The organism is Haloferax chudinovii, assembly GCF_042663345.1.
GTDB classification, from domain to species: Archaea; Halobacteriota; Halobacteria; order Halobacteriales; family Haloferacaceae; genus Haloferax; species Haloferax chudinovii.
Map to the genome: position 1 here is coordinate 117166 of NZ_JBHTAB010000006.1, position 19526 is coordinate 136691.

The 19526-nt window shown below is 66.2% G+C and carries 21 protein-coding genes; 9 read left to right on the forward strand and 12 right to left on the reverse strand.

Annotation, left to right across the window (positions count from 1 at the left end):
* Nucleotides 1-455 precede the first annotated feature (455 nt).
* Nucleotides 456-635, forward strand: coding sequence for a hypothetical protein (locus ACFQI8_RS12315; protein ID WP_390245330.1), 180 nt, complete (start codon nucleotides 456-458; stop codon nucleotides 633-635).
* A 125-nt stretch (nucleotides 636-760) separates the two neighbouring features.
* Nucleotides 761-1162: an avidin-fold protein gene (locus tag ACFQI8_RS12320; RefSeq protein ID WP_390245169.1), complete on the forward strand. Its 402-nt coding sequence runs from the start codon at nucleotides 761-763 to the stop codon at nucleotides 1160-1162.
* 47 nt (nucleotides 1163-1209) lie between these two features.
* Here ACFQI8_RS12320 and ACFQI8_RS12325 read toward each other — a convergent pair whose 3' ends face one another.
* The 5 genes from ACFQI8_RS12325 to ACFQI8_RS12345 form a co-directional block, all read right to left on the reverse strand.
* The gene (locus ACFQI8_RS12325; protein WP_390245171.1) at nucleotides 1210-2343 is read right to left on the reverse strand and encodes an ABC transporter ATP-binding protein; all 1134 of its coding nucleotides are present in this window, start codon (nucleotides 2341-2343) and stop codon (nucleotides 1210-1212) included.
* A gap of 10 nt (nucleotides 2344-2353) precedes the next feature.
* Nucleotides 2354-3220 (reverse strand): carbohydrate ABC transporter permease, encoded by an 867-nt coding sequence (locus ACFQI8_RS12330; protein WP_390245173.1) that lies wholly within the window; start codon nucleotides 3218-3220, stop codon nucleotides 2354-2356.
* Between the two features lie 4 nt (nucleotides 3221-3224).
* A complete protein-coding gene (locus ACFQI8_RS12335; protein WP_390245175.1) occupies nucleotides 3225-4118 on the reverse strand; it encodes a carbohydrate ABC transporter permease in 894 nt (297 codons plus the stop codon).
* Between the two features lie 27 nt (nucleotides 4119-4145).
* Nucleotides 4146-5624 (reverse strand): ABC transporter substrate-binding protein, encoded by a 1479-nt coding sequence (locus ACFQI8_RS12340; protein ID WP_390245177.1) that lies wholly within the window; start codon nucleotides 5622-5624, stop codon nucleotides 4146-4148.
* 131 nt (nucleotides 5625-5755) lie between these two features.
* Complete coding sequence (locus ACFQI8_RS12345) at nucleotides 5756-6433, reverse strand: glycerophosphodiester phosphodiesterase (protein ID WP_390245179.1); 678 nt, start codon at nucleotides 6431-6433, stop codon at nucleotides 5756-5758.
* A 114-nt stretch (nucleotides 6434-6547) separates the two neighbouring features.
* Between ACFQI8_RS12345 and ACFQI8_RS12350 the strand changes: the two genes are divergently transcribed.
* The gene (locus ACFQI8_RS12350) at nucleotides 6548-7312 is read left to right on the forward strand and encodes an inositol monophosphatase family protein (RefSeq protein ID WP_390245181.1); all 765 of its coding nucleotides are present in this window, start codon (nucleotides 6548-6550) and stop codon (nucleotides 7310-7312) included.
* 73 nt (nucleotides 7313-7385) lie between these two features.
* On the opposite strand, the gene bioB is transcribed toward ACFQI8_RS12350, so the two are convergent.
* Entirely contained in the window at nucleotides 7386-8444 is a 1059-nt protein-coding gene (bioB, locus tag ACFQI8_RS12355; RefSeq protein ID WP_390245183.1) for a biotin synthase BioB, read from the reverse strand.
* A 166-nt stretch (nucleotides 8445-8610) separates the two neighbouring features.
* On the opposite strand from bioB, the gene ACFQI8_RS12360 reads away from it, so the two are divergent.
* Entirely contained in the window at nucleotides 8611-10752 is a 2142-nt protein-coding gene (locus ACFQI8_RS12360; RefSeq protein ID WP_390245185.1) for a beta-glucosidase family protein, read from the forward strand.
* A 216-nt stretch (nucleotides 10753-10968) separates the two neighbouring features.
* Here the strand turns inward: ACFQI8_RS12360 and ACFQI8_RS12365 are convergent, their stop codons facing one another.
* Complete coding sequence (locus ACFQI8_RS12365) at nucleotides 10969-11166, reverse strand: hypothetical protein (protein WP_390245187.1); 198 nt, start codon at nucleotides 11164-11166, stop codon at nucleotides 10969-10971.
* A gap of 149 nt (nucleotides 11167-11315) precedes the next feature.
* On the opposite strand from ACFQI8_RS12365, the gene ACFQI8_RS12370 reads away from it, so the two are divergent.
* Together ACFQI8_RS12370 and ACFQI8_RS12375 are read left to right on the forward strand one after the other, a co-directional pair.
* Nucleotides 11316-11813, forward strand: a complete 498-nt coding sequence (locus ACFQI8_RS12370; RefSeq protein ID WP_390245189.1) for a TRAM domain-containing protein — start codon at nucleotides 11316-11318, stop codon at nucleotides 11811-11813.
* Nucleotides 11814-11909: 96 nt separating this feature from the next.
* Nucleotides 11910-12347, forward strand: coding sequence for a hypothetical protein (locus tag ACFQI8_RS12375; RefSeq protein WP_390245191.1), 438 nt, complete (start codon nucleotides 11910-11912; stop codon nucleotides 12345-12347).
* A 102-nt stretch (nucleotides 12348-12449) separates the two neighbouring features.
* On the opposite strand, the gene ACFQI8_RS12380 is transcribed toward ACFQI8_RS12375, so the two are convergent.
* From ACFQI8_RS12380 to ACFQI8_RS12395, 4 genes are all read right to left on the reverse strand, one after another.
* Nucleotides 12450-13478 carry a transcription initiation factor IIB gene (locus ACFQI8_RS12380; RefSeq protein WP_390245193.1) on the reverse strand — a complete coding sequence of 343 codons (1029 nt, stop codon included), beginning with the start codon at nucleotides 13476-13478 and terminating at the stop codon, nucleotides 12450-12452.
* Between the two features lie 171 nt (nucleotides 13479-13649).
* Entirely contained in the window at nucleotides 13650-13952 is a 303-nt protein-coding gene (yciH, locus tag ACFQI8_RS12385) for a stress response translation initiation inhibitor YciH (protein ID WP_390245195.1), read from the reverse strand.
* A gap of 98 nt (nucleotides 13953-14050) precedes the next feature.
* Nucleotides 14051-14824, reverse strand: a complete 774-nt coding sequence (locus ACFQI8_RS12390) for a helix-turn-helix domain-containing protein (protein WP_390245197.1) — start codon at nucleotides 14822-14824, stop codon at nucleotides 14051-14053.
* Nucleotides 14825-14933: 109 nt separating this feature from the next.
* Nucleotides 14934-16514 carry a helix-turn-helix transcriptional regulator gene (locus ACFQI8_RS12395; protein ID WP_390245199.1) on the reverse strand — a complete coding sequence of 527 codons (1581 nt, stop codon included), beginning with the start codon at nucleotides 16512-16514 and terminating at the stop codon, nucleotides 14934-14936.
* Between the two features lie 444 nt (nucleotides 16515-16958).
* Between ACFQI8_RS12395 and ACFQI8_RS12400 the strand changes: the two genes are divergently transcribed.
* From ACFQI8_RS12400 to ACFQI8_RS12410, 3 genes are all read left to right on the forward strand, one after another.
* Nucleotides 16959-17303 carry a hypothetical protein gene (locus ACFQI8_RS12400; protein WP_390245200.1) on the forward strand — a complete coding sequence of 115 codons (345 nt, stop codon included), beginning with the start codon at nucleotides 16959-16961 and terminating at the stop codon, nucleotides 17301-17303.
* A gap of 321 nt (nucleotides 17304-17624) precedes the next feature.
* Entirely contained in the window at nucleotides 17625-18242 is a 618-nt protein-coding gene (locus ACFQI8_RS12405; protein WP_390245202.1) for a class I SAM-dependent methyltransferase, read from the forward strand.
* A 67-nt stretch (nucleotides 18243-18309) separates the two neighbouring features.
* Entirely contained in the window at nucleotides 18310-18471 is a 162-nt protein-coding gene (locus tag ACFQI8_RS12410) for a hypothetical protein (RefSeq protein ID WP_390245204.1), read from the forward strand.
* Between the two features lie 79 nt (nucleotides 18472-18550).
* On the opposite strand, the gene ACFQI8_RS12415 is transcribed toward ACFQI8_RS12410, so the two are convergent.
* Nucleotides 18551-19339, reverse strand: a complete 789-nt coding sequence (locus ACFQI8_RS12415) for a helix-turn-helix transcriptional regulator (protein WP_390245206.1) — start codon at nucleotides 19337-19339, stop codon at nucleotides 18551-18553.
* Nucleotides 19340-19526 lie beyond the last annotated feature (187 nt).

The window sequence follows — 19526 nt, forward strand, 5'->3', positions numbered from 1 at the left end:
TCGGTGAATCTCTAACGATGTCAAGACTTCGAGGTTCGGACATAAACGCTTCTCAATTGCTGTTCCCGACGGAAAACGACCGTACTGGCGTGACTCGAACGTCACGTGAGGTGCCGTCGTTCGTACCAACGACGCGCGCGTCGTTCTGAACGCACGTATCTGACACCTCGACTTTCACGGGCTCGAACACTGATTCTGAGCTCTCCCTCGCCTGCTGATCTTTGTCCGACGTGCGTATCGACCGAACCGTTCACTCTCATCTCGCGTGGAGACATATGACAGAACGTCTCGCATATATGTCGGATTTTAATTATATACTGAACTCATAGATGAATCGCTTCTCTCGACTGTTGGTTCACCGTCTACTCGAAGCCGGCAGGCGTCTACTCTCCGGTGTCGGTTCTGCGGTTCGCGGCCGCCTCCTTTTCGTCCGGGGAAGCGCTATCGCCGATGCCATGGGCGCGATGAGCAAGCTTCGACGGTTGCTCGGGCTCGTGGAGGGCCACGAAGACGAACTCGCCAAACAGGTCGGAAAACGGACGAAAGTGAGTGAGGCCAAGAGAGGCATGGAAAAGGCGACTCACGCGGTCAAAAACGGCTCTGACTCCGGGTCGGAAGGTCGGAGTAGCGACTGACCGGTGATGGTGTGACGGGCCGTGACGGGCCGACGACCGGATGACCGGATGACCGGGCTGGGGGACAACCGGTCGCTCACATTTCTCGGCGGACCACTCATAACGGCCGGTCCCATACACTGAGTATGCCCGAATCTCACGCGCCGTCGCTCGACGGCCGAGTTTTCAAATCGGTCGCCAACGACGAGGGCGGCGACGTCGGCGGCGACACTTACTTCTGGTTCGACCAGTCCGACGACCTGATTCACGCGACGTACCGCGGCGGAACCGTCAGGCTGGGTCACCTCGTTGGCCGCCGCCTCGGCGACACGCTCGACTTCCGCTACTCCCACGTCACCGAAGACGGGACGACCGCGACCGGGCACTCGACGGACCGCATCGAGCGACTGGACGACGGTCGCCTCCGCCTCCACGAGGACTGGTCGTGGGACTCGAAGGCGGGTTCCGGGACGAGCGTTCTCGAAGAACTCACCGACGAGGAGCGGGCGGGACTCGACCTATCGCCCGAGGCGTTCGACGGGCGGTAGCGACGCGCCCTGCGCTCGCTTCGTCGCTCGCTTTACCGCTCGCCTCGTCAATCGGCTACGACGCTCTCGGTCGCCCGCTCGGGCACCGACGAGTGGTAGACGGCGTCGCCGTCCGCATCGAACAGGTGCAGACGGTCCGTATCGACGGCGAGTTCGACGGTGTCCCCGGCCGTAATCCGACTCCGCGGCTCGACCTTGACCCGAATCTCCTCGTCGCCGAGCCGACAGTGCAGAAGCAGGAGCTCTCCGAGCGGTTCGGTGACCGTCACCTCGGCGGTGAACGACTCCGACGCCCCGGCGCTGTTCGAGACGAGAGAGACGTCTTCCGGCCTGAAACCGAGCGTGAGGCCGTCGTCGTCCACGTCGTCGAGTCCGGACCCGGCGGGGAGCGTGAGCGAGAGACCCGGCGCTTCGGCGACGTGTTCGCTCCTCTGCCGCCGGACCGCCACGGGAACGAAGTTCATCGCGGGCTCGCCGACGAAGCCGGCGACGAACTGGTTCGTCGGGTAGTCGTACAGCGCTTGGGGCGGCGCGACCTGCTGGAGCGTCCCGTCTTCGAGCACGGCGACTCTGTCGCCGAGCGTCATCGCCTCCGTCTGGTCGTGGGTGACGTAGACGGTCGTCGTATCGAGGTCGCGGTGGAGCTTGAGCAGTTCAGCGCGCATCTGCACCCGGAGCTTCGCGTCGAGGTTCGAAAGCGGCTCGTCCATCAGGAACACGTCCGGTTCGCGGACGAGCGCCCGGCCGATGGCCACCCGCTGTCGCTCCCCGCCCGAGAGTTCCTTCGGTTTCCGGTCCCGGAGGTGCGCGATGTCGAGCGTCTCGGTGGCGTCTTCGACGCGTCGCTCGATTTCGTCGGCGGAGAACTCGCTCGCCGATTTCATGCCGAACTTCATGTTCTCCGCCGCCGTCATGTGGGGGTACAGCGCGTAGTTCTGAAACACCATCGCGATGCTTCGGTCCTTCGGCGGCACCTCGTTGACGACGCGGTCGCCGATAGCGATGGAGCCGTCCGTCACCGATTCGAGGCCGGCGAGCATTCGGAGCGTCGTGGATTTCCCGCACCCCGACGGGCCGACGACGACGAGGAACTCGCCGTCGTCGATTTCGAGGTCGATACCCTTCACGGCGCGCACGTCGTCGTACGTCTTCCGTACGTTCTGAATCGTGATGTCTGACATGGTGAGTTCGCTATTTCTGTTGGATGGTGAGCGTTCGCAGGAGCGGTCGGTGTAGCACGACGAGCACCACGAGCGGCGGGAGCAACGCGAGGACCGCGCCGGCCATGATGAGCCCCCACTGCGTCAGCCCCGCCTGCGCGGAGCCTTGGAGGTACCGAATCCCGACTTGGACGACCTGACTGCTCTTGTCGGTCACGACGACCAGCGGCCAGAGGAACTGGTTCCACGTGTAGATGAACGTGATAACGCACACCCCGGCGACCATCCCTCTCGACATCGGAATGAGCACCCTGAACAGGAAGGTGAGCGGGCCGACGCCGTCGAGGCGCGCGACCTCGACGAGCGAGGCCGGGATTCCCATGAACTGCTGGCGAAAGAGGAATACGGCCGTCGCGCTCGCGATGTACGGCCCGGTCAACGCCAACAGGGAGTTCGTCCACCCGAGGTCGGCCATCAACTGGAACAGCGGGACGATTCGAACGGGCACCGGCAACAACAGCGTCAGCAGGATGAACATGAACACCGCCCGCTCGTACGGGAAGCGGTAGTAGACGAGCGCGAGCGCCGCGAAAAGCGAGAGCGTGACCTTCCCGACGACGACGATGACGCTCATCACGAACGAGTTCAGCATGTACGTGCTGAAGTCGTAGTTCACGAGCGCGTCCGAGTAGTTCGAAAGCCCCTTCGACCCGAGGCCGAGGTTCGTCACCTGATACACCTCCGTCGTCGACTGCGTGCTCATGATAATCGCGAGCAACAGCGGCGACGCCATCAAGAGGATTGCGAAGACGATGCCGCCGTGCAACAGCGCGTCGTCGGGGAGTCGGTTCGCGAGTTTTCCCGCGTCGAACGTCGTGGTGTCTGTCTCTGTGGCCATCTCGTTATCCTCCGTACCGCCCGTAGCCCGACGCGAACCGAAGCTGGATGTACATCAGAATCGACACGACGACGAACAGAATCACGGACTGCGCGGACGCCAGTCCGAGGCTGTTGAACTGGAAGGCGTCGCGGTAGAGCTTGAATATCAGGAAGTTCGTGGCGTCGCTCGGCCCGCCGCTCGTCATCAGGTCCACGAGCGGGAACGTCGAGAAGAACGCGTATATCGTGTTCATGACGACGAGGAACGTCATCGTCGGCGCAATCATCGGCACGTACACCTTGTACAGCATTCTGAACCGACCGACGCCGTCGATTCGCGCGTTTTCCGTCAGTATCTCGGGGATGTTGTTGAGCGCGGCGACGATGAAGATGATGTTGTAGCCGAGCTGTTTCCAGATAGCGACGACCGCGAGGATGGCGAACGCCTGCGGGCCGTCGTTGAACCAGTCCAAAGTGAGCGGCGTCAGGAGTTCGAGATAGTGGGTGAAGATGCCGAGATTCGGGTGGAGGATGAAGTTCAGGAGAATCGCGGCGACCGCCGGCGGGAGCGCGTACGGCCAAATCGCGGCGACGAGATAGACGGACGACCGGACGTCGACGGAGAATATCATGTAGCCGATCAACAGCGAGACGCCGAGCGTCCCGAAGACGACGACCGCCGCGAACGCGACCGTGATGAAGAAGCTGTACTGGTAGACGCCCGAAGTGAGCAGGGTGACGAAGTTCCCGAGCCCGGTCCACGTCTGTCGCTGTCCGAGGAACAGCGTCTCGTAGAGGCTGAGACGGAACGTTTCGAGCGAGGGGTAGTACAGGAACGCGACGAGTACCGCCGCTGTCGGGAGTAACAACAACGCCGCCTGAAGCGTCGAGTCGTACGGTTTTGTGGCAGTAGACATATAAATTAACTCACGTTTCGGGGGAGCCTACTGGCTCCCGTCGTAGTTGCCGTTGTACCCGGCGAGTGCCTCGCCGACCTGCGTGTCCATCCGCGACAGTCCCTCCTCGACGCCGAGTTGGTCGTTGATGATGCTGACCGATATCTCCTCGTTAATCGACCGGGTCTTGGGGAACACGCCCATCACCGCGCCGCGTGTCGCGGGCGTGTCGTCGGTGTCCTGTAGCTGGTCGAACGCCGTGCTGAAGTTGGGGTTGTTCTCGAACCAACCGTCGTCCGTGAGCCGGTCGATGGAGCTCTGTCGAACCGGGAAGTAGCCGCTGTTGCGGTGCCAGCGCGCCTGCTGTTCGGTCTGGGTGACGTAGGCGATGAACTCACCCGCGGCCTGCTTCTTCTCGTCGGAGAGGGCGTCGGGCACCCACAGCGACCCCCCGCCGATGACGACGCCGGTGTTCGCGCCGTTGGGCGTCGGCAGGTAGCCGGAGCCGAGTTCGAAGCCGTTCTCCTTCGCGCCGGACTGCATCGAGACGATGTTCGACGTGGAGTCCCACAGCATCGGCACCTTCTGGGTGAGGAACGCCTGCCGCGCTTCGCCCCACGCCTCGATGCCGGGGTTGAGATAGAGCCCGTCTTGGGCCATCTGCTTCCACCAGGAGTAGACGCTTCGCCCCGCCTCGGAGTTGAAGAACGTCTGGTCGGGTCGACCGTCGCGGCCGTTCTCCTGATTCACGAGCACCTGGTCCTGCTTGGCGAACTGCTGTTCGATCTGCATCCACGTGTGGTTCGGCCAACTGATTCCGCTCTCCATGTCGGTCTGGTCGACGATGGTCTGTGCGGCCTGCCGGACCTCCGCGAGGCTCCGCGGCGGGCTTTCGGGGTCGAGGCCGGCCTCCTCGAACGCGCTCTTGTTGTAGAGCATGATGGTGTTCGAGGAGTTGAACGGCATCGAGTTCAGCGTCCCGTCCATGCGGTAGTAGTTCAAGACCGACGGCAGGAAGTCGTCGAAGTCGATTTGCTCTTCCGGCAGAATCTCCTCGACCGGCGTGAACGACCCGCTGTCGAGCGCGAGTCGCGTCCCGACCTCGAATATCTGGACGATACCCGGCGGGTCGCCCGCCCGCGACGCCTGTAGCGACTGATTGAGGTTCTGCCGGTAGCCGCCGTTGTTGACCGCTTCGATAGTGATTCCGTCGTTTTGCTGTGAGAACTCGGCGGCCATGTCTCCCAGCGTCTGGCCGAGTTCGCCGCCGAAGATGTGCCAAAACGAGACGGTCACGTCTTGCGCGCCGGACGTCCCGGCCGTCGTTCCCGACTGTTCGGTGCTCCCGCTCCCGCCCTGGGTTTCGGTCGGCGAGTTGCTCCCACCGGAACAGCCCGCGAGTCCCGCGACGCCGACAGCCCCCGCCGTTGCGAGGAATCCGCGCCGACTGGTTGTGCGTCCGATAGCTCGGTTCGTCGTTTCGGCTCGCTCGCCGACAGGGCCATTTTCAGGCATGTACTGGAACATATCCGAACACATAATTTAAATTTTACCATTATTTAGCGAATAATTATAAATATGTTGTTCTCTGGTGTAACTCGTACCGCTCTGATTGGGGTATAAAAAGGCGGTCGACGGCCTCGGGCGTCGAGTCGGGTTCACGAGTGCGACTCCGTAGTGACGGCGTCCCATCGGTCGACGGTGAGCGCGTCGACGCCGAGCGACCGGAGGGCCGTCGCGGTCGCTTCGTCGTCGACGGTCCACGCGTCGACGAGCAGGCCGGCGTCGTGCGCGCGCTCCACGAGGTCTGTGGAGGTGCACAGGCCGTGTTCGACGTGGACGAACTCACAGCCCCGCTCGGTGGCCCACGCCAACTCCGCGGAAACGTCGTCGCGGAACGAGTAGCCGACCTCGGCCGACGTCGGCGTCTCCAGCGCGACATCGACCGCTTCGCGCGACGGCGACGAAAAGACGACTCGCTCGTCGAGCGCCTCGACGGCGTCTAAGGCGTCTTCGACGAGGGCCGGGTCGCGGGTATCGAGGTTCATGCCGGTGCCCGCGGGCCACTTCTCGACCACTCGGTCGAACCGCGGAATCGTCGCCCCCGAGCCGTCGACTCGAAGGGTCGTGAGGTCGTCGACGGTGGTTTCGGCGAGTTGACCCGAGGCCGTCGTCAGCCGCGACAGGTCGTCGTCGTGAAACGCGACCAGTTCCCCGGAGCCACAGCACATCACGTCCACCTCGACGAGGTCGACGTGGGGTGCAGACCGCTCGATTGCGGGAATCGTGTTCTCTGGATACTGGCCCGCACAGCCTCGATGCCCGATAGTGAGCATACGATACATCACTGACAACGACTTATCAACCGTACTATGATAGCAACGTACTGAACAGAGTACTATTGAGACAACATAGCAGTCACAATATACGAGCCTCGGCCACGTCGGTGTATGGTTGACGACCGCTACCTGTGGACCGCGATTCGGGCGGCCGAGGTCGCCGGCGACGAGTTACGGGCCCGCTTCGAGTCGGGTTCGCACGAGCGGTTTCGCGACCGCCCGGCGGACGAGGCCGCCGAAGAACGCATCATCGACGTGATAGCCGCCGCGTTCCCGGACGACAACATCGTCTCCGAGGAGGGTTCTCCGGAGTTCCGCCCGAAGCCGCGCTGGGTCGTCGACCCGCTCGACGGCACGGTCAACTTCCACAACGGCGTGCCGCACTTCTCCGTCTCCATCATGTACGAGGGTGCGACACGGCCCGACGTCGGCGTCGTCAACTACGTCCCCGCGGACCAGTTGTACGTCGCGATAGAGGGCGAAGGCGCGTTCGTCAACGGGCGGGAACTCTCGGTCTCGAACGCCGCGGAGCTGTCGGACGCGCTCGTCGTGACCGGGTTCGACTCGCTGGCCCGAGCGAACGGCGACGGCGCGTATCTCGAAGCGCTCTGCGAGTCGACGCGAGGCGTTCGCCGGATGGGGTCGGCCGCCGCGGAGTTGGCGCTCGTCGCCGCCGGCCGCTTCGACGTCTACTTCGAGCAGAACCTCGATATGTGGGACACGAGAACCGGCCCGCTCCTCGTCCGCGAGGCCGGCGGCGAGGTGACGCACGTCGAGGCGATAGACGACGTGACCGGCGACACCGTCGTCGCGTCCAATCAGGCGCTCCACCGGCAGGTCATCTCGCTCATGTCCCGGCACAGCGCCCTCGGGTGAGCGACGCGTCGCTGGCGGCGGTTCGGCGGTTCGGCGGTTCGGCGGTTCGGCAGTTCGGCGGTTCCCTATCTCCTCAGTCGTCTCTCGCTTCCCGGCGCTTGACGGCGTCCACGTCGAAGTCGTTGACCGCGCGGTTCGGTTCGAGGCCCGCCCGCTCGACGACCTCGATGTCGGCCGCCGGCGACTGGCCGTCGGTCGTCAGGTAGTCACCGGTGAGGACGCCGTCCGCGCCGGCCTCGAACGGCAGGTGTTGCTCGTCGGGCGCGAGGTTGACCTCCCGCCCGCCGGTCAAGCGGACGCGCGCGTCGGGGTGGAGCAGTCGGTAGACCGCGACGGTCTTGACGAGTTCTGCCGTCGTGATGTCGGCGTGGTCGGCGTCACCGAGCGGCGTCCCGGAAACGGGGTTAAGCACGTTCACCGGGAGCGATTCGACGCCGACTTTCTGGAGTTCGATAGCGGCGTCGACGCGGTCCGCCGGCGTCTCGCCCATTCCGAGGACGACGCCGGCACAGAGGTCCATTCCCGCGTCTTTCGCCCGTCGGAGCGTCACCAGTCGGTCCTCGAAGCCGTGGGTCCCGACCACCTCGTCGAAGTACCGCGGTGAGGTCTCGATGTTGTGGTTGTAGTGGTTCACGCCCTCCTCGGCGAGGATTCGCGCCTCCTCCTCGGTGAGCAGGCCGAGCGAGGCGTCGATTTCGACGCTCGTCTCGTCGCGGACCAGCCGAATCGCCTCCAGCACCTCCGCCCACTCCTCGGGCCGGCGCTCCTTCGAGACGCCCTTCTCGGCGACGACGATGCCGAACCGCTGTGCGCCGTCGCGTTCGGCGCGCCGCGCGGCGTCTAACACCGCCTCCGGCCCGAGAAAGCCGTGCGTCTCGATACCGGTGTCGAAGTGCGCCGACTGCGCGCAGAAGCCGCAGTCCTCGGCGCAGTTTCCGGCCTTGGCGTTGACGATAGAACAGGCGTCCACGGTCCCGTCGGAGCGGACGGAACGGACGTAATCGGCCCCCGCCGCGAGGGGTTCGACCGGTTGGGCGATGAGCGCCACGCCGTCGGTTCGGTCGAGTTCCTCGCCGTCGAGCACCCGCCGCACCGCGTCGTCGACCGTCGGGTTCTCAGTCTCGTAAACCATACTCCGTAGCTCAGTTGACGGGTTCAAAAACCTATTGACTCGACGACAGTTTGTGCGGTCGCGTCCGTCGGCCGGCGTCCACCCACGCTGGCCGCTTCGAGAAGGAGTCTGCCCTGCTGACACCACAACACTATTCGAGCCACTAGCGAAACTCGTAGACAGTTCTATGGCTTCCCCGGACACCGACGTCTCCGACGTGGTTGACTCGCTCTCTCTCGACGAGAAGTGCTCGCTCGTGCGCGGGGCGACCGACCCCGAGGGGACGGCGACGGGCTACGTCCCCGGCGTCCCCCGACTCGACATCCCCGAATTTCGCCTCGCCGACGGACCGCTCGGGATTCGCATCCCCGGGCGCTCGTCGACCGCGTTTCCGGCCTCTATCGCCGTGGCCGCGACGTTCGACCCCGAACTCGCGCGGCGGCAGGGCGTCGCGATGGCCCGCGAGGCCAAAGCCAGCGGCCAGCACGCGGTCCTCGGGCCCGGGCTGAACCTCGTCCGCGTCCCCAACTGCGGGCGCAACTTCGAGTACTACGCCGAGGACCCCGTCGTGACGGCCGACTTCGCCGCCGCGGTCGTGGAGGGCCTCCAGTCCGAGGACGTCCTCGCCACGCCGAAGCACTACGTCGCCAACAACCAGGAGACGAAGCGACTCGTCGTCAGCGCCGAGGTCGGCGAGCGGGCGCTCCGAGAGCTCTACCTTCCCGGGTTCGAGGCCGCCGTCGAGGCGGGCGCGGGGTCGGTCATGACCGCGTACAACCGCGTCAACGGGACCCACATGAGCGACCACCGGCGGCTCGTCACCGAGGTGCTGAAAGACGAGTGGGGCTTCGACGGCTACGTCGTCTCCGACTGGTTCGGCACCGAAAGCGCCGTCGGCGCGGCCACCGCCGGCCTCGACCTCGAAATGCCGGGCATCTCGCTCGCCGCGCTCCACGAGGCGTTCGGGCTCGACCCCGACGCCGAGATGCTGGAGGAGGGCGACGACGAGAGCATCCCGGCCGGCGAGACGACGACCCCCAAGTTCGCGACCGAACTGAAATCCGCGGTCGAGGCGGGCGCGGTCCCCGCCGACCGCCTCGACGACATGGTCGCGCGAATCCTCGGGCAGATGGCCCGCATCGGCCTCCTCGACGGCGACTGGGGCGACGGCGGCGCGCTCGACACGCCCGAACACCGCGATCTCGCCGAGACGCTCGCCGCCCGCGGCACCGTCCTCCTGAAGAACGACGACCGGGCGCTCCCGCTCTCCGACGACGCCGACGTCGCGCTCGTCGGCCCCGGCGTCGCGGAGGCGATGCTCGGCGGCGGCGGCTCCTCCGAAGTCACCCCCGCCCGCGAGGTCTCGGCGCTCGCGGGCATCCGCGCCCGAACCGACGGCTCGGTCGCGTTCGAGCCCGGCGTCGAACGCGTCACCACGCCCTCGTTCTTCGACGAGAGCGCGGACGCCGCGGGTGACGACGAAGACGCTGGCGACGACTTCCCCGGCGGGAAGACGCCGGACATCGACGCGGCGGCCGACTGCGCTCGCGAGGCCGACGTCGCGGTCGTCGTCGTCAGGGACGCGACCACCGAGGGCGCGGACCGCGAGTCCCTCCGACTCCCCGGCGAACAGGACGAACTCGTCGCGGCCGTCGCCGACGCCGCCGACCGGACCGTCGTCGTCGTCCAATCCGGCGGCCCGGTCGAACTGCCGTGGCGCGACTCGGTCGACGCCGTCGTCGAATCGTGGTACCCCGGGCAGGCCGACGGCGACGCGCTCGCGTCGGTCCTCTACGGCGACGCCGACCCCTCCGGCCGCCTCCCGGTCACCTTCGCGCCCGAGGACTCGTACCCCACGGCGTCCGAGGAGCGATTCCCGGGCGTCGACGACGAGGCGCAGTACGACGAGGGCGTCTTCGTCGGCTACCGACATTTCGACGCCGCCGACGCGGACGCCGACCCGACCTACCCCTTCGGCCACGGCCTCTCGTACGCGACCTTCGAGTACGGCGACGTGGAGACACGCGGCGACGACGCGGTCGCGGTCGAGGTGACGAACGCGTCCGACCGCGACGGCAGAGAGGTCGTGCAGGCGTACGTCCGCCCGCCGGCCGTCGCGGGCGTCGAGCGCCCGACGCGGGAACTCGCCGGCTACGCGGCCGTCGAACTCACCGCCGGCGAGACCGAGACGGTCGAACTCCCGCTGTCCGAACACGCGTTCCGAAGATACGACGACTCCGAGGGATGGACCGTCGACGCCGGTGACTACGTCGTCGAGGTCGGCCGCTCCTCCCGCGACGTCCGAGCCGAGACGACGGTGTCGCGGTAGGGCGTCCTCCCAGTTGGCCGCTTCAAGGCCGACGCTTCCAGTCGTCGGTTTTCTTCCCCCCGCCCGCGCGCTTTCGCACGTAGGACACGCTCATTAGCCGCCGTCGAGCGCGGCCGCCGCGGCGACGGAGTCGCTCGAACTGACGCACGAGGGAATCGACGCCCTGTCCGACCTCGACGAGTGCACCGACTGAGGTCCCCCCGCGGGTGCGTCGCCTCACGGGGCGGAGCCGTTCGAGTTCACATCCGTCTGCTCGTCGTCGGACTCCAGTACGGCCTCGTACTTGCCACGGTAGTATAGCCACCCGAAGATGAGCAACGTCAGGGGGAACAACACGACGGCGAGGAGCGCCGCCGGCGGAAACAGAACGAACAGCGCGAACGTCCGCCACGAGACGAGCGTGTCGCGTGCCATGCCAGAAATAGATACCATGCTGTCATGTGTCTTCGGGTACGCCCGCAGTCTGGCGGAACCGGTGTTCGGCGGGTTCTGTCGGTCGTTGCCGGCCGAGACGGGTGTGTTGGTTTCACCACCTTTATTTGGTCCGAGACGAAGTAGCGGGAGTGACTGATATCTCAGATTCTCTTCGGCTCCTTTTCGAGACTTCGGTCGAGCGAGACGGCGACCGCTACGTGGTGTCGATTCCGAGCGAACTCGTCGAAAGCGGGTCGATTTCGGCGGGGGAGCTGTACCGCATCGCACTGCTTTCGAGTCCGGCTACCGCGTCGGTGGCCGAGTCTCCGGTCGAATCGACGGCGGCGACGGCAACTTCGGCGGACGACCGCGACATCGGCTCCGACGGCCGGGAACCGGACGACTCGCCGGCGGGCCCCGGCGACGCGCGCTCACAGCCGCGAGAACCCCCCGTCGCGGAGGGCGACGTTCGGACCGTCATCATCGACACCCTCGGCGACCAGGGCGACGGCATCGCGAAGGTCGAACGCGGCTTCGTCATCATCGTCCCCGGCACGGAGCCCGGCGACCGCGTCGAGGTCGAAGTCACCGACGTGAAACAGACCGTCGCGTTCGCGGAACCGGCCGGCGGCACGAGCAGTAACTGAGTTCCCGCGGCCGACCGCCGCGCTCTGCGTCTCTTGGTTGGCATATTCCAACCGTGTTCCCATTAGGTTCGGAGTCGTAGCCGCCGACAGCACTCTATGTCCGAACAGAGGTTCCGTCACGCCGCTTCTCCACGTGACGACACGCGAACCGAGTCCCGCCGAGTCGACCGCTCGGCGTCCGACTCGGGCGACGACGCCGACGCCGACGCCACCTCGGAAGTGCAGTCGCAGTCGGCGCGAACGAACCGATGGCGTCCGACCGTTCGACAGGGAATCGCGCTGTGGGCGCTCATCGCGGTCGGGTGGATGGTCGTCCCCGCGGACCACCCGGTGCAGATTGCCGTCGCCGTCAGCGGCGTGTACGCCTCGCTTCTCCTGCCGACGGCGCTCTACCTCGACTACCGAGAGCGACGCCCCGAATCGAGCGCCCGACGCGCCGTCCGCGAGACAGCGAGCGACCTCGTCGACTGCGTCCGCGACACTCGGCCGGGACGCGACAGTGGGTCCCACTCGTCGTGTTCGTGCAACCGCTGACGGCTGTGAGACCGTCTCCGCATCGCTCGCGACACTCACGGGGCCGACTGGAAACGAACCGAATCGAAGAGAAACACCGCTTCTTGCGCCTGAAATTCCGGCTTAGGCGGTCGACCCGACGGTCCGCTCGCCCGGCTTCTGGGTCGCTTCGAGGAGTTCGCGGTAGCGATTCCTGATGGTCACCTCGCTGATGTCGGTCACGTCGCTCACCTCGGACTGCGTCAGTTCCTCGTCGGCGAGGAGCGCGCCGGCGTAGATGGCCGCCGCCGCGAGCCCGACCGGGCTTTTCCCGCTGTGGATGCCCTGCCGCTTCGCGTTGTCGAGGAGCGACCGAGCGCGGCGCTCCACGTCGTCCGTCACGTCGAGTTCGGAGACGAACCGCGGGAGGTACTGCGCCGGGTCGGCCGGCTTCACGTCCAGCCCCAATTCGCGGGAGACGTAGCGGTACGTCCGGGTGAGTTCCATCTTGTCGACGCGGGAGACGCGCCGCACCTCGTCGAGGGAACGGGGGACGCCGGCCTGTCGAGCGGCGGCGTAGATAGCGGCCGTGGCGACGCCCTCGATAGAGCGACCGGGTAGGAGGTCGTTGTTGAGCGCGCGGCGGTAGATGACCGACGCGGTCTCGCGGACGGTGTCAGGCAGGCCGAGCGCGGAGCCCATCCGCTCGACTTCGCCGAGCGCCTGCTTGAGGTTGCGCTCTTTGGAGTCTCGGGTGCGGAACCGCTCGTTCCACGTCCGGAGTCGTTGCATCTTCTGGCGCTGGCCCGTCGATAGGGAGTTGCCGTAGGCGTCTTTGTTCTGCCAGCCGATGTTGGTCGACAGCCCCTTGTCGTGCATCATGTTCGTCGTGGGCGCGCCGACGCGGGACTTCTGGTCGCGCTCCGCGGCGTCGAACGCGCGCCACTCGGGACCGCGGTCGATTTCGTCCTCGCGGAGAATCTCGCCCGTCTCGGGGTCGACCCACTCGCCGTGTTGCTCGTCGTAGACGAGGTCGGTCCGCTCCGCGACCGCCACCTCGGACGCCTCGGTCTCGTCTTCGTCGCGCTCGTCGTCAGACTGTCGGGCCTCGGGCTTCGCCGTCGGTGCCGACTCGTCTCGCATCGAACGCCAGTCGACGTGTTTCGTGTCCATTGAGTACCTACGTGTTCCGTACAGAGGGTAATGGGCTCTCGTTTGGAATATACCAAACGTGGCCCCCCGGGGTGTGCGACCGGGGGATACCGGCCGCTCGGCTCATCGGTTGCCGTGTCAGTTATCCGTCTCTTTCGGCCGCGAGAGCTATCGGGCGGACGAAAAACAAGCTCAGCGCTCGACGTCGAAGCCCTCGTCGCGGAGCGCGGCTTCGAGGCGCTCGCCGTGTTCGCCCTGCAGTTCGATGCGTCCGTCGGTCACGGTCCCGCCGACCGCGAGCCGTCGCTTCAGCGTCGATGCGAGGGCGTCCAGTTCGTCGGCCGGGAGGTCGAGGCCGTCGACCACCGTCACGGGCTTGCCGTACCGTCGGGTATCGACGCGAATCGACGCGCGCTGGTCCGCGCGCGCGAGGTCGTCGCCGATTCCGAGGTCGTCCGGCAAGCCGGTGATATCGCTGAAAGTGTCCTTTCCCACGCAGTTGTGTACGCGCCCACGGCGTATCAGGGTGTGGTTGGCATATTCCAACCCGGATTCGGACGCGTCCTCTCGCGCGCTCGGCCGTGATTCGCGGGTCAGGCGCTCGCTTCGAGCGTTTCGGGGTCGACGCGCTCTTCGACTTCGGTGCCGAGCGTATCGGTGACGAACTGCCGGGCCAGCCACGCCTCGGCGCGGGTCAGACGGTACTGGAGCGTCGAGTTCGGGATGTCGAGTTCCTCGGAAATCTCTTGGACGGTGTGCTGTCGCGGCGTCTCGTAGTAGCCGAACTCGACGGCGGCTTCGAGCGCGGCCTGCTGTTCCGGCGGGAGCCCGTCGGCGGAGACGCCCTCTTCGAGCCAGCACTCGGGTTCGCTGATGCGCTGGACGCTCAGCGAGAGGCCGTCGCTGAGGCTGTCTTTGACCTCCTCGTAAATCTCGCTCACCGTGTCGTCGTCGGAGATGAGCAGTCGCCACTGGTTTTGCGCCCCCCGCCGTTCGGCCTGCATCAGGAGCCCGTCGCCGATGTGCTTCGCGGCGACGTGAGGAATCGACTGAATCCCGTCGCCCTCCTCGCGGCAGGAGTAGACGATGCGCCCGTTGGGCGTCTCCGAGAGCACTTCGTAGTCCCACTCGACGACCGGCGCGCCGCACATCCCGAGGACGCCGTTGCATCGGGTGGCCTGCTCGATGACCTCGTCGAACGCTTCGAGCGCCTCCGTCGGCCCGGTGAGGCGGTCGAGCCGCCACATCGACTCGCTCGTGGCGTGTATCGCCATCGTCTTGGAGTGTAGGTCCGGGTTCTCGATGAAGAGGTCCATCACCTCGTCGACGCCCCGCTCGTACTCGACCGTGAAGACGAATTCGCGCATGGCTCTCACCTAGTCGCTCGAGGCCTATAGCCTTGGTTGGTATGTTCCAACCCCGACGCGCGGTTCGGACTTCCAACTCGCGGGCCGCACCGACCGCGACGCGACCCGCTCAGGATTCGTCGAACGGCGACCGGGCGTGTTCGGGCACGTTCTCGGGGCGGGCGATGAGGTTCTCCCGGCCGAGATTTATCTTCGTGACGGTGCCCTCCTCGGCCATCCGCGAGAGGACGCGGCTCACCTTCGACTTCGACCACTCCGTGCCCTCGACGACCTTCGACTGCCGGAGTTGGCCGCCGTTGTCGTCGAGGAGTCTGAGGACGCGCGTCTCGTCGTCGAGGAGCTCCTCGGCGTCGGGGGTGCCGTCGGCGGCCGATTCCGGGCGCGCCACGCCGCCGCTCTCGCCGGTTCGAACCGCGTCCGATGCTCCCCCGTTGGCGGCGGTCTCGTCGACCCGGTCGGTCGCGCGAGAGCGAACGTCCGACAGTCGCACGCCGGCGTCGGTTCTCCGGACTCGCGCGCCGACGACGAGCAGGGCGACCGCGACAGCCGCGACCGCGACCGCGAGCAACCAGCCGTCGCCGCCGAGTTCCAGCGACCCGACGACCGACCCCGGCGCGGCGCTCGGGTCGGACCCCGCTTCGACCTCCGCGCCGTCCCCGCGCCCGTCGCCGTCGGTGTCGCCGCGGTTCGGGTCGGTCCCGATGACGTTGACCTCGCGTCCGTCGTCGAGGCCGTCGCCATCGGTGTCCGCCTCGGTCGGGTTCGTCTCGTAGCGGTTGACTTCCGCGCCGTCGTCGAGGCCGTCGCCGTCGGTATCGGCGGCGGTGGGGTTCGTCTCGTGGACGTTGACCTCCGGCCCGTCTTCGAGACCGTCGCCGTCGGTATCGGTGGCAGTCGGATCGGTCTCGTAGTCGTTGACTTCCGCGCCGTCGTCGAGGCCGTCGCCGTCGGTGTCGGCGGTCGTCGGGTCCGTGCCGTGGGTCGTCACCTCCGCGCCGTCGTCGAGGCCGTCGCCGTCGGTGTCCGTCTCGGTCGGGTTGCTCCCCTGCTCGTTGATTTCGACGCCGTCGCTGAGGTCGTCGCCGTCGGTGTCAGTGCTCGTCGGGTCGGTCTCGTAGCGGTTGACCTCCTCGCCGTCAGGTACGCCGTCGGTATCGGTGTCGGCGACGAGTACACCCGTGCCGCGCTCGAGTTCGTCGCGGTTGCCGAGACCGTCGCCGTCGGCGTCCCCGGCCGGCGCGAGCACCGTGACGCCGTGGCTCGCCTGCGCGACCGACTCGCCGCCGTCACCGGGTCTGACGACCGCTGTTACGGTGCGGTCGCCGGTCGCGTTCGCCGGCCACGTTGCGAACTCGAAGTCGACGCGCTGGTCGCCGGTCGCGTTCGCCCCCGCGCTTCCGAGCGGTTCGCACCCTAACAGCATCGTCGAGCCGTCGTCGCGGTCGGTCTGAAGACAGACCTCGTAGTCGCCGCTGTCCGCCGCGGCGACGGCCACCGAAACCGTCGAGGGCCGCCACGAGGCGACGTACGTCCGGCCGTTCTCGGTGGCGACGACGGCCGCGCCGCTGTGGTCGACCCCACGCACCTCGACGCCGTCCGCGGCGGCGACGACCGGTGAGACGCCGCCCGCGACAACGAGTAGCGCCGCGACGAGCGCCCACCCGACCGGAGAGATGCGTTTGACAGGCATTGTTCGTTCTCTATTTGTCGACTCTGCTAGTGCATAATGTTTTGTTTATCTGTTCGTTATGCATTTTTACAACTCTTTTGACTGTCAATTTGCGAAGAATGTTCCAGAATTAGAACTTTTCACCCTCTCTTCGACGCGGGGCGAGCTTGTCGTCACCCCCGGTCGTCGATGCCGCGGTTCGCGGCGGTTACGTCGCGTCTCGACGTCGTCGAACGGCGCTCGTCGCCGCTCGTGACTGCTCGCCGTCGCTTCTCGTCTGCCCCCGCGGTAGAAGCGTGGTAATCGCCGGACTGTGCCGCCTTCGTCGGCCCGCGAACGACTGGCAAACGTGCCGTTAATCCGACTGAAACGGTCGAAACAGTCGGTCGAAACGGTTGTTCACGGGGAGAACGGTCGGGACGACTCTCCCCCATTATCATCCGCCGAGCGATACTGCTGACTGCGATGCGCGAAACCCTCACTCGACGGCAGTTCGGTGTCGGAGTCGCGGTAGCGACCGTCGCACTCGCCGGCTGTACGGACACGGGCGGTGGTGGTGGTCCCGTGAACGACACGAACGGCACGGACGCCGAACCCGCGGTCGGCGACACCGAGACGACAGCGGAGACCGGCGGTATCGGGACGATGACGGCAGACGAGACGACGACGATAGAGACGACAGAAGCAACGACGGAGGAAGAATCGACGACCGAGATGGAGACGACAGAAGACGAGACGACGACCGAGATGGAAACGACGGCGAACGAGACGACGACCGAGGACGAAACGACGAGCGACGACTCGGCGTGATGGCCGCGGTCGAACCGATGACCCGCTGACGCGCGCGCCGCGAGCGAGGCACGGCACGCTTGACTGGTACACCCGACTGCTCGTGCCCGCGGCGGCGCACATCCCTCCAGCCCTCCACGGCACACTCGCTCCCAGTCCCTTCGTGGGACGCCCCAATCCCCCCTGACGCACCCCTCCCCAACGTGCCCTCCAGCACGCTCTCCTTGGGTCCTCCGGCGTACCCGACCCGCCGAGGTCTCCCGGTTTCTCGGAACGACTCGCGCGTCGCAACGACGGCGCACACTCCGCGGAACATTTACCCGCCCGTTCGCTACTCCGGGTATGGACGCAGACGACAACCACCGCGGGTGGGCCGAGCGCTCCGGCGACTTCTCGCCGGAGTACTACGCCCAAATCGGCCCGAACGAGGTCAGCGAGACGCTCGCGACCGTGTTCGAGCACTACGCGGCGGAAGACGCGTCGGTTCTCGAACTCGGCTGTAGCTCCGGTCGCCACCTCGCGCACCTCCGCGACCGCGGCTACGAGGACCTCACCGGCATCGACATCAACGACGACTCTTTCGAGGTGATGGCCGAGTACTTCCCCGAACTCGTCGACACCGGCACGTTCCTCACCGGCGCAATCGAGGACCTGCTTCCCGACTTCCCCGACGACAAGTTCGACGTTATCTACTCCGTCGAGACGCTCCAGCACGTCCACCCCGACGATATGTGGGTGTTCGAAGAAATCGCGCGCGTCTCGTCGGACCTCGTCATCACCGCCGAGAACGAGGGCAACGGGCCGACGCGCGGGCGCTCCGGTTCCGAGGTGAGCTACGTCAACGACGACTTCCCGCTGTATCACCGCAACTGGAAAGACGAGTTCTCCGACCTCGGCCTCGCGCAACTGCTCTGCGAACCGGGCAAGCGCGACACGGTTCGCGTCTTCCGGGTTCTCTGACGCCCCGCGCTCGCTTGTCGCACTCACAAATTGTTTCAATGAAGCCGGCGAACTGAGCGTGCTGACCATGTACACGATGTCCAGCGACGACTTCAGCGTTCACCTGCGCGACTGCGACGAGGCCGGCTCCGGGATTCCCATCACCAGCCTCCCGGACGAAGTCACCTCTCTGGACGACCTGCAGTGTTCCTGCTGGGACGAGTTCGACTCGTTCGACGAACTCGACTGACGGGTGGGACGCGAGGGCACCGTTCGGTCGTGGTTTCGGACGCCGACGCACCGCGCGCACTCTCGGAGACGCCGGCCCGTTACAGCCGGTCGAGGTCGAGCGGCTCCGCCGCCTCCCAGTAGCGCTCGAACAACTTGTCGGCCCACGCGAGTACCTCCGGTTCGGTCACGTCGATAGACGCCTGGAGGATGCCGCTGTCGTCGCGGAGGAACAGGTGGACGGTCGAGTCGGCGATGGTCGCCGCCATCGGAATCGGCTCGTCGGTGATGCGGACGGCGGCCGCGTCGGCGTCGAGGAGGTCGCGGAGCTGTTCGCGCAGGTGGGAGTCGTGGGCGAGCGCGTCGATGGCGGCCGACGAGAAGACGCCCTCGAAGCGCTGGTCGCCGGCGGCGGTCCGCTCCCGGACGATGTCGAGGTTCTGCTCGTTGAACGCGTAGGAGAAGATTCGCACGTCCTCGGCCTCGCTCAGGAGGGATACCGCGCGCTTGACCGGCGCGTTCGGCCGGACCTGACTCGGCGTGGTAATCGTCGCCTCGGTCAGGTGTTCGAGGTCGAACGTGATGGCGTCGGTCGGGAGCCACTCGACGACCGGCCGGAGCTTGGCGTCGGTGTCGAGGATGTCGACGAGGTCGTCGAAGCCCCGAGAGACGAGTTCGCCCGTCACTGTCGCCCGGTACGCCCCGTCCTCGCGGACGAGCCACGAGCGGTCTTCGAAGTCGCTGAGAATCCGCCCCATCGTCGGCTGTGACGCCCCGGTTCGCTCGACCAGTTCGCGTCTGGAGTGCGGCCGCTCGGCGAGGTATCTGAGCGCGTCGACGCGGTTCTGCGAGAGCGCGAGGAACTCTATCTCGTCTAATGCCGACTCCATGCACCGGGGTTGTGCGCGCCTCGGTAAACGTCTTTCGCGTCGTGAAATAATTTCACATACTGAATCATGCTCGCCCCGACCGACATTTTTCTTACCCTGAACTAATTTCTGAATCAAACTATACGTGGTGGAGTCGTAGGTGTATCCAAGATGCGTTCACTTCACTCTGCGTTCGGTCTCTCGGTCG

Coding starts and splice junctions, on each gene's coding strand:
- ACFQI8_RS12315 (WP_390245330.1), top strand. CDS start 456: ATGGGCGCGATGAGCAAGCTTCGACGGTTGCTCGGGCTCGTGGAGGGC.
- ACFQI8_RS12320 (WP_390245169.1), top strand. CDS start 761: ATGCCCGAATCTCACGCGCCGTCGCTCGACGGCCGAGTTTTCAAATCG.
- ACFQI8_RS12325 (WP_390245171.1), bottom strand. CDS start 2,343: ATGTCAGACATCACGATTCAGAACGTACGGAAGACGTACGACGACGTG.
- ACFQI8_RS12330 (WP_390245173.1), bottom strand. CDS start 3,220: ATGGCCACAGAGACAGACACCACGACGTTCGACGCGGGAAAACTCGCG.
- ACFQI8_RS12335 (WP_390245175.1), bottom strand. CDS start 4,118: ATGTCTACTGCCACAAAACCGTACGACTCGACGCTTCAGGCGGCGTTG.
- ACFQI8_RS12340 (WP_390245177.1), bottom strand. CDS start 5,624: ATGTTCCAGTACATGCCTGAAAATGGCCCTGTCGGCGAGCGAGCCGAA.
- ACFQI8_RS12345 (WP_390245179.1), bottom strand. CDS start 6,433: ATGCTCACTATCGGGCATCGAGGCTGTGCGGGCCAGTATCCAGAGAAC.
- ACFQI8_RS12350 (WP_390245181.1), top strand. CDS start 6,548: ATGGTTGACGACCGCTACCTGTGGACCGCGATTCGGGCGGCCGAGGTC.
- bioB (WP_390245183.1), bottom strand. CDS start 8,444: ATGGTTTACGAGACTGAGAACCCGACGGTCGACGACGCGGTGCGGCGG.
- ACFQI8_RS12360 (WP_390245185.1), top strand. CDS start 8,611: ATGGCTTCCCCGGACACCGACGTCTCCGACGTGGTTGACTCGCTCTCT.
- ACFQI8_RS12365 (WP_390245187.1), bottom strand. CDS start 11,166: ATGGCACGCGACACGCTCGTCTCGTGGCGGACGTTCGCGCTGTTCGTT.
- ACFQI8_RS12375 (WP_390245191.1), top strand. CDS start 11,910: ATGTCCGAACAGAGGTTCCGTCACGCCGCTTCTCCACGTGACGACACG.
- ACFQI8_RS12380 (WP_390245193.1), bottom strand. CDS start 13,478: ATGGACACGAAACACGTCGACTGGCGTTCGATGCGAGACGAGTCGGCA.
- ACFQI8_RS12390 (WP_390245197.1), bottom strand. CDS start 14,824: ATGCGCGAATTCGTCTTCACGGTCGAGTACGAGCGGGGCGTCGACGAG.
- ACFQI8_RS12395 (WP_390245199.1), bottom strand. CDS start 16,514: ATGCCTGTCAAACGCATCTCTCCGGTCGGGTGGGCGCTCGTCGCGGCG.
- ACFQI8_RS12400 (WP_390245200.1), top strand. CDS start 16,959: ATGCGCGAAACCCTCACTCGACGGCAGTTCGGTGTCGGAGTCGCGGTA.
- ACFQI8_RS12405 (WP_390245202.1), top strand. CDS start 17,625: ATGGACGCAGACGACAACCACCGCGGGTGGGCCGAGCGCTCCGGCGAC.
- ACFQI8_RS12410 (WP_390245204.1), top strand. CDS start 18,310: ATGTACACGATGTCCAGCGACGACTTCAGCGTTCACCTGCGCGACTGC.
- ACFQI8_RS12415 (WP_390245206.1), bottom strand. CDS start 19,339: ATGGAGTCGGCATTAGACGAGATAGAGTTCCTCGCGCTCTCGCAGAAC.